This is a genomic window from Brenneria tiliae (assembly GCF_023347575.1).
In the GTDB taxonomy this organism is placed as follows: domain Bacteria; phylum Pseudomonadota; class Gammaproteobacteria; order Enterobacterales; family Enterobacteriaceae; genus Brenneria; species Brenneria corticis.
The window spans coordinates 254,130-263,973 of record NZ_JAKPCB010000095.1 but is presented as its reverse complement, the minus strand read 5'-3'; the positions used below and the strand labels follow the sequence as shown (position 1 = coordinate 263,973).

11 protein-coding genes and 1 pseudogene are annotated in these 9,844 nt (G+C 59.5%); 9 read left to right on the top strand and 3 right to left on the bottom strand.

Annotated features, from left to right (window positions below):
• The first annotated feature begins 438 nt into the window (after positions 1 to 438).
• The 3 genes and pseudogenes from MFP24_RS24395 to MFP24_RS09855 form a co-directional block, all read left to right on the top strand.
• Positions 439 to 630, top strand: coding sequence for a tyrosine-type recombinase/integrase (locus MFP24_RS24395; protein WP_428978760.1), 192 nt, complete (start codon positions 439 to 441; stop codon positions 628 to 630).
• Between the two features lie 87 nt (positions 631 to 717).
• The gene (locus tag MFP24_RS09860) at positions 718 to 1,797 is read left to right on the top strand and encodes a PDDEXK nuclease domain-containing protein (protein ID WP_249229975.1); all 1,080 of its coding nucleotides are present in this window, start codon (positions 718 to 720) and stop codon (positions 1,795 to 1,797) included.
• Positions 1,763 to 1,981: pseudogene (locus MFP24_RS09855) on the top strand (JAB domain-containing protein); the annotation flags it as partial. The gene MFP24_RS09860 and the pseudogene MFP24_RS09855, both read left to right, overlap by 35 nt.
• Before the next feature lie 49 nt (positions 1,982 to 2,030).
• Here the strand turns inward: MFP24_RS09855 and MFP24_RS09850 are convergent.
• Complete coding sequence (locus MFP24_RS09850; protein ID WP_249229976.1) at positions 2,031 to 2,603, bottom strand: SadB/YajI family lipoprotein; 573 nt, start codon at positions 2,601 to 2,603, stop codon at positions 2,031 to 2,033.
• Positions 2,604 to 2,818: 215 nt separating this feature from the next.
• On the opposite strand from MFP24_RS09850, the gene nrdR reads away from it, so the two are divergent.
• From nrdR to pgpA, 6 genes are all read left to right on the top strand, one after another.
• Complete coding sequence (gene nrdR, locus MFP24_RS09845; RefSeq protein ID WP_249229978.1) at positions 2,819 to 3,268, top strand: transcriptional regulator NrdR; 450 nt, start codon at positions 2,819 to 2,821, stop codon at positions 3,266 to 3,268.
• Between the two features lie 45 nt (positions 3,269 to 3,313).
• Positions 3,314 to 4,465, top strand: a complete 1,152-nt coding sequence (gene ribD / locus MFP24_RS09840; protein WP_249229979.1) for a bifunctional diaminohydroxyphosphoribosylaminopyrimidine deaminase/5-amino-6-(5-phosphoribosylamino)uracil reductase RibD — start codon at positions 3,314 to 3,316, stop codon at positions 4,463 to 4,465.
• Between the two features lie 89 nt (positions 4,466 to 4,554).
• Positions 4,555 to 5,031 (top strand): 6,7-dimethyl-8-ribityllumazine synthase, encoded by a 477-nt coding sequence (gene ribH, locus MFP24_RS09835; RefSeq protein ID WP_249229981.1) that lies wholly within the window; start codon positions 4,555 to 4,557, stop codon positions 5,029 to 5,031.
• Positions 5,032 to 5,041: 10 nt separating this feature from the next.
• Positions 5,042 to 5,461 carry a transcription antitermination factor NusB gene (nusB, locus tag MFP24_RS09830; protein WP_009114050.1) on the top strand — a complete coding sequence of 140 codons (420 nt, stop codon included), beginning with the start codon at positions 5,042 to 5,044 and terminating at the stop codon, positions 5,459 to 5,461.
• 60 nt (positions 5,462 to 5,521) lie between these two features.
• Positions 5,522 to 6,496 carry a thiamine-phosphate kinase gene (thiL, locus tag MFP24_RS09825; RefSeq protein WP_249229982.1) on the top strand — a complete coding sequence of 325 codons (975 nt, stop codon included), beginning with the start codon at positions 5,522 to 5,524 and terminating at the stop codon, positions 6,494 to 6,496.
• A complete protein-coding gene (pgpA, locus tag MFP24_RS09820; protein ID WP_249229984.1) occupies positions 6,477 to 6,995 on the top strand; it encodes a phosphatidylglycerophosphatase A in 519 nt (172 codons plus the stop codon). Before thiL ends, pgpA begins: the two co-directional genes overlap by 20 nt.
• 49 nt (positions 6,996 to 7,044) lie before the next feature.
• Here pgpA and dxs read toward each other — a convergent pair whose 3' ends face one another.
• Together dxs and ispA are read right to left on the bottom strand one after the other, a co-directional pair.
• Positions 7,045 to 8,910, bottom strand: coding sequence for a 1-deoxy-D-xylulose-5-phosphate synthase (gene dxs / locus MFP24_RS09815; protein ID WP_249229986.1), 1,866 nt, complete (start codon positions 8,908 to 8,910; stop codon positions 7,045 to 7,047).
• 20 nt (positions 8,911 to 8,930) lie between these two features.
• Positions 8,931 to 9,842 (bottom strand): (2E,6E)-farnesyl diphosphate synthase, encoded by a 912-nt coding sequence (gene ispA / locus MFP24_RS09810; protein WP_249229989.1) that lies wholly within the window; start codon positions 9,840 to 9,842, stop codon positions 8,931 to 8,933.
• Positions 9,843 to 9,844: the final 2 nt, after the last annotated feature.

Genomic DNA, 9,844 nt, shown 5'->3' with positions numbered 1-9,844 from the left:
CGATAACGTCGTGTAATAATGAGCAGGCATTCATGGTGTTCTCCGACCTTTTGAATTTGGCGATTTATCAGATCGTTGAATGCCATGAATGTTCCTGCCTCTTTAATATTTGTGGGGATTCCTCAGGCTCCTGGCGATTTTTTATTTCAAGCTGACTCCAGCACCGAAATTGGTCGATTTACGCTGAAGCCCGCTACAGCAAGTGTGCCAATGGGTTACAAAGATTAACTATATGCCGGTGCCTTACGAAACCTGATTCGATTTCCTGCTGCCTGGCTCTTAAGGGGCTCCCCGGAAATCGAGTATTTCGAGGAGTCATCATGGCGAAAATCAAGCAGGCTCGAACTCTAGCGCAGGACTGGATGGCGGAGGTTCGCAAAGGCGTCGACCCCAGCGCGGCTAAAGCGGCTACACGCAAGGCGCCGACGTGCAAAATTTATGGAGGACTATTCCAAAGTTCGCAATAAGCCCAGCACCCAGGATGGCTATCAGGACGTCATTGATCGTAACATCATCTCGATATTGGGGAGAATGAAAGTCATGGACGTGCAGCGACTGGACGTGGCGGCGATGATGAAAACGGGCATAAAACCGTGGCGATGTTTATGCGTTCGTCCATACCGAGGATGATCCTGTACGCAAGGCTGCCGATCTGGTGACGAACAGGCGTAAAGCGATCACCGACACCGAACGCCCGCCAACTGAGGAGGAGACGGTATGACCAGACGCAAGGCATCCATTAAGTCGCCTGCATCACCATCAGCGCTGCTGGGCGACATTAGGGCGCTGATCGATGCGTCGCGCCAGCGCGTCGCCTCGACGGTCAATGCAGAGTTGACCCTGTTGTTCTGGCGTGTCGGCCAGCGTATCCATACGGAGGTGCTGGCTGGCCAGCGGGCCGGGTACGGTGAAGAAATCCTGCCGTCCCTGGCGGTGCAGCTTGTCCTCGACTACGGACGCAGCTTCGCGGACAAGAACCTGCGCCGGATGGTGCAGTTCGCGGGCACGTTTCCCGACGAGCGAATTGTCGTTTCACTGTCACGACAATTGAGCTGGTCGCATTTTGTGGCGTTGATCCCACTGAAAGACCCGCTCCAGCGGGACTACTACGCGCAGATGGCGAGCACCGAACGCTGGAGCGTGCGGACGCTGCGCGAGCGCATCGGTTCGATGCTGTACGAGCGCACGGCGCTGTCCCAAAAGCCGGACGAAACTATCGCCCAGGAACTGGCGACCCTGCGCGACGCGCAGCGCATGACGCCGGCGCTGGTCATGCGTGACCCGTACATCCTCGATTTTCTGGGGCTACGGGATAGCTGGCAGGAAGGCGACCTCGAAGCCGCGATCATCCGCGACATGGAATCCTTCCTGCTGGAACTGGGCGCGGGCTTCTCCTTCGTCGCCCGGCAGAAACGCATTCAGATCGACGATGAGGATTTCCACCTCGATCTGCCGTTCTGCAACCGCAAACTGCGGCGGCTGGTGGCGGTGGAGTTGAAAGTCGGCGAGTTCAAGGTGGCTTACAAGGGCCAGATGGAGCTTTACCTACGCTGGTTGGATAAGCACGAACGGGAGCCGGAGGAAGCCTCGCCGCTGGGCATCATCTTTTGCACCGGCAAAAAGCGCGAGCAGATCGAATTGTTAGAACTGGATAAATCGGGCATTCACGTAGCCGAGTACCTGACCACCTTGCCGCCGCGTGCGGTATTAGGGGAGCGGTTGCAGCAGGCGACCGAGCGGGCGAGATTACAGATCGAGCAACGGCAGCATTGCCAGGACGGAAGTCTATCCGCGTGAAATCGTCAAAAAGGCTCTGCACAACAATTCGGCGGCTGTCGTATTGGCGCACAACCATCCAAGCGAAGCCGACTGAGCGTTGACGAAGAGAATGACAGAGGCCCTGGCACTGGTGGATGTATGCATGCTGGATCACATCATCGTCGGCGACAACGATACCACGTCGTTCGCTGATCGCGGGTGATTGTGACGTAGGGGCAGCGGCACCTTTTTTTATGGTGGGAGATAACCGTTCAGGGAGCCTCGATAGCGGCAACGGGCGGCGGCGTCCGCTCCTGGCCGGCAATATGATACAAACGAACGAATCCCAACTGCTCGGGGGAGAGTCCGCTAAGGCGCAGTTCAATCACCGTCTCGGCTTTCGGCAGCAGCGAAGGTGAAAAGACGAATGCCTGCGTCTGAACATCACGGGGAAGCGGCTTGCCGGTAACGGGATCGATTTGTCCCCAATCGAGCCGGGCGCTGAATGCGGACAGGCGGGCCGAATCGAGGGTGCGGATATGCAGCAGCGCGCGGCTGCCGTTGGCCTCGCTCTCGATATCGCTGAGCGATACGCCAAGCTGGCCGATATCGCTCTGCAAGATCGCGCGGCTTTGCGCGGCGGGCAGTAAATAGACGCCGGAAGTCGATTGCGCATTCAGCGCGTTTTGCTGTTCCAGCGCCGTCGCCTGATTGGTCAGGGTTTGTAGCTGCTGATTTAACTGACCCAGTTGATGTTGCAACTGCGGCACCTGGCGCTGTTGCGCGCAGCCGGCCAGAAAAACCAAAGCCGGTAAAATAGCCAGCATAGGGTGGCGGGTTATCATTGCTGTTTCCCCTTTGATGTTTTGCCTACTGTTCCTGCAATCTCCCTTGTTGACAGTGTAGCCGCGATTATGCGCCTGTCATAGGCGGCCGGAATTTTTTCATGCCGCGCCGCGCGGGATGCGGATCGGTTCGCAACAATGCGCGGGAGTTTGGGTTACGCTGTCGATTCAGGGTAAACTGTCGCTATGTTAAGGATTACCGCTCAGGACGCATTATGCATTGCCCATTTTGTTCCGCCGTTGACACTAAAGTCATCGATTCCCGCCTGGTTGGCGAAGGTTCACAGGTGCGCCGTCGGCGGCAGTGCCTGGTCTGCAATGAACGCTTTACCACCTTTGAAGTGGCGGAGCTGGTGATGCCCCGAATAGTGAAAAGCAACGATGTGCGCGAACCCTTTAATGAAGATAAATTGCGCAGCGGCATGCTTAAGGCGCTGGAGAAAAGGCCGGTCAGCGCTGACGACGTGGAGATGGCGATCAATCATATCAAATCCCAGCTGCGCGCCACCGGCGAGCGCGAGGTGATGGCGAAAATGGTGGGCAGTCTGGTGATGGATGCGCTGAAGAAGCTGGATAAGGTGGCCTATATCCGCTTTGCGTCGGTGTATCGCAGCTTTGAGGATATCCGCGAGTTCGGCGAAGAGATTGCCCGTCTTCAGGATTAAGCATGATGTAGCGGCGCAATCGCCGCGGATTAAGAGAGGCAGGGAATGGTTGGTCCACAGGGCGAATTAACACTTCCGCAGGATGAAACCTATATGGCGCGGGCGCTTGAGCTGGCGCGCCGCGGACGCTTTACCACCGCGCCCAATCCAAATGTCGGCTGTGTGATCGTCCGGGATGGCGAGGTCGTCGGCGAGGGATACCATTTTCGGGCCGGCGAACCCCATGCCGAAGTTTATGCGTTGCGTATGGCCGGCGAGCGGGCGCGCGGCGCCACCGCGTACGTCACGCTGGAGCCGTGCAGCCATCATGGCCGAACCCCGCCCTGCGCCGACGCGCTGGTGGCGGCGGGGGTGTCGCGCGTCGTCGTCGCCATGCAGGACCCCAATCCGCAGGTGGCGGGGCGCGGGCTGCATCGCCTGCAGCAGGCGGGCGTTGCGGTCGGCCATGGGCTGATGATGGCGGAAGCGGAGAAGCTCAACCGCGGCTTTCTTAAACGTATGCGCACCGGTTTTCCTTATGTACAGCTAAAAATGGCGGCCTCGCTGGATGGGCGCACGGCGATGGCGTCCGGGGAAAGCCAGTGGATCACCTCTGCGCAGGCCCGGCAGGACGTGCAGCGCTTCCGGGCGCAAAGCGCGGCCATTCTGAGCAGCGGCGCCACGGTATTGGCGGACGATCCCTCGTTAACGGTTCGCTGGCGGGAGCTGGATGCCGACACGCAGCGCAATTACGCCGCCGCGGATGTCCGCCAGCCGGTGCGCGTTATCGTTGACGGCCGGCGGCGCGTTACGCCGCAGCACCGCATCATTGCGCAGCCGGGGCAAACCTGGCTGGCGCGTACGGGCAGCGATGAACGGACGTGGCCGGAAACGGTCGAACAGCTGAGTCTGCCGCAGCACGATGGCGGGATCGATCTGGTTGCGCTGATGATGGTGCTGGGCAAGCGGCAGATTAACTCCGTCTGGGTGGAGGCCGGCGCCACTCTGGCGGGGGCGCTGTTAAAGGCCGGCGTGGTCGATGAGCTGATTGTGTATCTCGCGCCGAAGCTTTTGGGGGATAATGCCCGCGGGCTGTGCGTACTGCCGGGGCTGAGCCGGCTGTCCCAGGCTCCCGAGTTCGAAATAAGCGATGTTCGCCAGGTAGGGCCGGATTTGCGGCTGCGGCTCAAGCCGCAAAACGGGTCATCGGGCGCCTGATGCGCGCCCGACAAAACCGCATACGCAACCGGAAGAATATGATAGAATCCGCCCCCCTGCGGGGTATAAAGACCAGATAAAGGAAAGCTATGAACGTTATTGAAGGTGTTGTTGCTACTCCTGATGCCCGCGTGGCGATTGCGATTGCTCGTTTTAACCATTTTATCAACGACAGCCTGTTGGACGGCGCGATTGACGCATTAAAGCGCATCGGTCAGGTTAAAGACGAGAATATTACCGTTGTTTGGGTTCCCGGCGCCTACGAGCTGCCGTTAGCCGTTCGTGCGCTGACCAAGAGCACGCAAAACGGCGGTTATGACGCGGTGGTCGCGCTGGGAACGGTCATCCGCGGTGGAACCGCCCATTTTGAGTTTGTTGCCGGCGAATGCAGTTCCGGTTTGTCTCATATCGCCGTGGATAGCGAAGTGCCCGTCGCTTTCGGGGTACTGACCACGGAAAGCATCGAGCAGGCGATTGAACGCGCCGGCACCAAAGCGGGTAATAAAGGCGCAGAAGCCGCCCTGACCGCGCTGGAAATGATTAACGTATTAAAAGCCATTAAGTAAGGGGAATTTCGTGAAACCTGCTGCTCGTCGCCGCGCCCGTGAATGTGCGGTTCAAGCGCTATATTCCTGGCAGTTGTCTAACAATGATATTGCCGATATTGAACACCAATTCCTGAGCGAGCAGGATGTCAAAGATGTCGACATCACCTATTTTCGCGAGCTGCTGGCGGGTGTCGCCACTCAGGCAGAAACGCTGGATCGGCTGATGGCGCCTTTCCTGTCCCGTCAGCTTGATGAACTGGGGCAGGTTGAAAGAGCCATTCTGCGCTTGGCGATATTTGAGCTGAGCAAACGCGACGATGTTCCCTACAAGGTAGCCATTAACGAGGCCATCGAACTGGCCAAGGTATTTGGCGCTGAAGATAGCCATAAGTTTGTTAATGGCGTACTCGACAAAGCCGCGCCTTCGGTGCGCAAGGGTAAGAAATAAATGGGTCAGGGCCGGATATCCGGCCCTGGTCTTTTGAATTAAACGCTGGCTGGAAAGGTTATGGTTAAAGGTGAGTTTGACCTTATTGCCCGCTATTTCAATCGGGCCGGGAGTTCGCGCCGGGATGTTGCGTTGGGTATCGGCGACGATTGCGCGCTGCTAGCGGTCGCGGCGAAACAATTACTGGCGGTGAGCACCGATACGCTGGTGTCCGGCGTGCATTTTCTGCCCGATATCCATCCCGCCGATCTGGGTTACAAATCACTGGCGGTCAACCTGAGCGATTTGGCGGCCATGGGCGCCGATCCCGCCTGGCTTTCCCTGGCGATTACCCTGCCCGAAAATAACGCCGACTGGCTGTCGGCCTATAGCGATAGCCTGTTCGCGCTGCTGGATTATTACGGCATGCAGTTAATCGGCGGCGATACCACCCGCGGTCCCCTCAGCCTGACGCTGACCATTTACGGTCTGGTTCCCGCCGGCCGCGCCTTGACCCGCGGCGGCGCCAAAATCGGCGACTGGATTTATGTCAGCGGATCGCTGGGAGACAGCGCCGCCGGGCTGGCGATCTTGCAGGATACGCTGCGCATTGACGATGACGACGCCCGCCGGGCGTTGGTGCAGCGGCATCTGCGTCCGCAGCCGCGGATCTTGCAGGGGCAGGCGCTGCGTGATTTGGCCAGTTCGGCGATTGATCTTTCCGACGGCCTGATTTCCGATCTGCAACATATCCTCAACGCCAGCGAATGCGGCGCGCGCCTCAATCTGGACGCCATTCCTTATTCTCACTGGCTGCGCGATCGCGTGGACGAAGAACAGGCGCTGCGCTGGGCGCTGTCGGGCGGGGAAGATTATGAACTGTGCTTTACCGTACCTGAAATCAACCGCGGCGCTTTGGATATCGCCTTAGGGCATCTGGGCGCCGCCTATACCTGTATCGGGCAGGTCGGACCTGCGTCGGAAGGGTTGCGTTTCTTCCGCGGCGACAAAGAGGTTGAACTGAACTGGAAGGGATATGACCATTTTGGCGGGTAAAACTCAGGGGGCGCAAACGGCGAAAAGCCGACTGCGTTTACGCAATCCCTGGCATCTGCTGGCGACGGGGTTCGGCAGCGGTTTGTCGCCCTGGATGCCCGGCACGGTGGGGTCGCTGGCGGCGATCCCGCTGTGGTATGCGATGTCGTTTCTTCCCCTGGAGCTCTATTCGCTGCTGGTGATGTTCAGCATCTGCATCGGCGTCTATCTGTGCCATCAGACGGCGAAGGATATGGGGGTCCACGACCACGGCAGCATCGTCTGGGACGAATTCGTCGGCATGTGGATTACCCTGATGGCATTACCGGTGAACGAGTGGCCGTGGGTCGCCGCCGGATTTGTGGTGTTTCGCTGCCTGGATATCTGGAAACCCTGGCCGATCCGCTGGTTCGATCGCAATGTGCACGGCGGCATGGGGATTATGATCGACGATATCGTGGCGGGGGTGATTTCCGCGGGGATTATTTACCTGATTGGGCATCACTGGCCGCTATTCTGATCTGAACGGCATAAAATACCGGGGCCTTGCGCCCCGGCGATAATCTATTTTACGCCAGCCAGCGCGTAATGCTGCGTTCAATGCCCGCCGCGTCCAGGCCGATATCGCTGCGTATCTCTTCCTGACCGCCCTGGGGAATAAATTTATCCGGCAGGCCGAGGTTGAGTACCGAAATCGCGATTCGCTTCGCCATCAGCAGTTCGTTCACGCCGCTGCCGGCGCCGCCCATCACCGCGTTCTCTTCCAGCGTCACCAGCGCGTTGTGGGTGCTCGCCAGTTCCAGAATCAGCGCCTCATCCAGCGGTTTGACGAAACGCATATCCACCAGCGTGGCATTGAGCTTGTCCGCCGCCTTTTGCGCTTCCGGCAGCAGCGTGCCGAAGTTGAGGATGGCGATATCGTCGCCCTGACGCCGCACCACGCCTTTGCCGATCGGCAGTTCGGCCAGCGGCGCCAAATCGACGCCGCTGCCGTTGCCGCGCGGATAGCGCACCGCCGCCGGTCCTTGTTGATAGAGGTAGCCGGTGTGCAGCATCTGGCGGCACTCATTTTCGTCGCTTGGCGTCATAATCACCATATTGGGAATGCAGCGTAAAAACGACAGGTCGAACGCGCCCTGATGCGTCTGCCCGTCGGCGCCGACGATGCCGCCGCGATCGATGGCGAACAGCACCGGCAAATTCTGAATGGCGACGTCGTGGATCACCTGATCGTAGGCGCGCTGCAAAAAGGTGGAGTAGATGGCGACGACGGGGCGGTAGCCGCCGACGGCCAGGCCGGCGGCGAAGGTCACCGCATGCTGTTCGGCAATCGCCACGTCAAAATATTGCTGCGGGTATTCGCGCGAAAACTGCACCATGCCGGACCCTTCGCGCATGGCGGGGGTGATGGCCATCAGCTTGCTGTCTTTGGCGGCGGTTTCCCGTAGCCACTGGCCGAAAATCTTGGAGTAGGTGGGCAGCGCGCCGTCTTTGCTTTTCGGCAGCGTGCCGCTGGCGGGGTCGAATTTGGGCACCGCGTGCCAGCTTATCGGGTCCAGCTCCGCCGGCGCATAGCCTTTCCCTTTTTTGGTCATGATATGCAGCAGCTGCGGGCCTTTCAGGCTGCGCATATTTTTCAGCGTCTGCGCCAGCGCCTGCACGTCATGGCCGTCAACCGGGCCGATATAGTTAAAACCCAGCTCTTCGAACATGGTGCCGGGAACCACCATTCCTTTCAGGTGTTCTTCGGTGCGTCTGACCAGCTCCTTGATCGGCGGCAGGCCGGACAACACCTTTTTGCCCCCCTCGCGCAGGCTGGCGTAAAGCTTGCCCGACAGCAGCTGGGCGAGATGGTTATTCAGCGCGCCGACGTTTTCCGATATCGACATCTCATTGTCGTTCAGCACCACCAGCAGGTCGGATTTGATATCGCCGGCGTGGTTCATGGCTTCAAACGCCATGCCCGCGGTGATGGCGCCGTCGCCGATTACGCACACGGTGCGGCGGCCTTTCCCTTCGCGTTCGGCGGCCACCGCCATGCCCAGTCCGGCGCTGATGGAGGTGGAGGAGTGGCCGACGCTCAATACGTCATATTCGCTTTCATCCCGCCACGGGAAAGGGTGCAGGCCGCCTTTCTGGCGGATGGTCGCGATGCGATCGCGACGGCCGGTGAGGATCTTGTGCGGATAGGCCTGATGGCCGACGTCCCACACCAGATGATCGAACGGGGTGTTGTAGACATAGTGCAGCGCGACCGTCAGCTCGACGGTGCCGAGCCCGGAGGCGAAGTGCCCGCTTGAGCGGCTGACGCTGTCCAGCAGATATTGGCGAAGTTCGTCACACAGCTTCGGCAGGGTTTCTTTCGGTAGCAGACGTAATTCTTCCGGGGTTTCCACTAACGACAATGTAGGGTATTTCGCGGTATCAAAACTCATGAGAGACTCATTCTGAGATTTTATTTATTACGCTCGACGATAAAACTCGCCAGCGCTTGTAATGGCGCAATATTCAGTGGTTCCCGGCTGGATGTGGCTAAATCATCCAGCGCCGCCAGCGACTGCCGGTAAAGATCCCAGGCTTTTTCCCGGGCGCGCTCCAGCCCCAGTAAGCCGGGGTAGGTGCTTTTGCCCAACTGCTGATCGGCGCCCTGGCGTTTGCCCGTGGTGGCGCTGTCGCCGACCACGTCCAGAATATCGTCCTGCACCTGGAAGGCCAGGCCGATGGCGTCGGCATAGCGATCGAGATAGGGCAACGCCGCCCGCCCGGTATCGCCCGCCGCCAGCGCGCCCAGCCTGATCGCCGCGCGGATCAGCGCGCCGGTTTTATGGCGATGAATTTGCTCCAGCGCGGCCAGATCGACCTGATGGCCTTCGGCCGCCAGATCCAGCGCCTGACCGCCGCACATGCCGGCCACGCCGCTGGCCTGCGCCAGCTCGGATAGCATCGCCAGTCGGGAGCGCTCCGTTACCCGGGGCATCGGCGCGTCGGACAAGATGGAGAACGCCAGCGTTTGCAGGGCGTCTCCGGCCAAAATGGCGCTGGCTTCGCCAAACTTGATATGGCAGGTCGGCTGGCCGCGGCGCAGGTCGTCATTGTCCATCGCCGGGAGATCGTCGTGGATTAACGAATAGGCATGAATGCATTCCACCGCGGCGGCGGGCGCATCCAGACTTTCCAGCGGCATGCCGAACAGTTCCCCCGTAGTATAAACCAGAAACGGGCGCAGCCGCTTGCCGCCCAACAGTGACCCATAACCCATGGCGTTGACCAGTGGACTACTCTGAAAGGGCAGCGCGGAGATAAACTGGCTTAATACGCGATTGGCGCGCTGCTGGCGGGCGTGCAATTGTGCAGGGAAATCCGTCATGG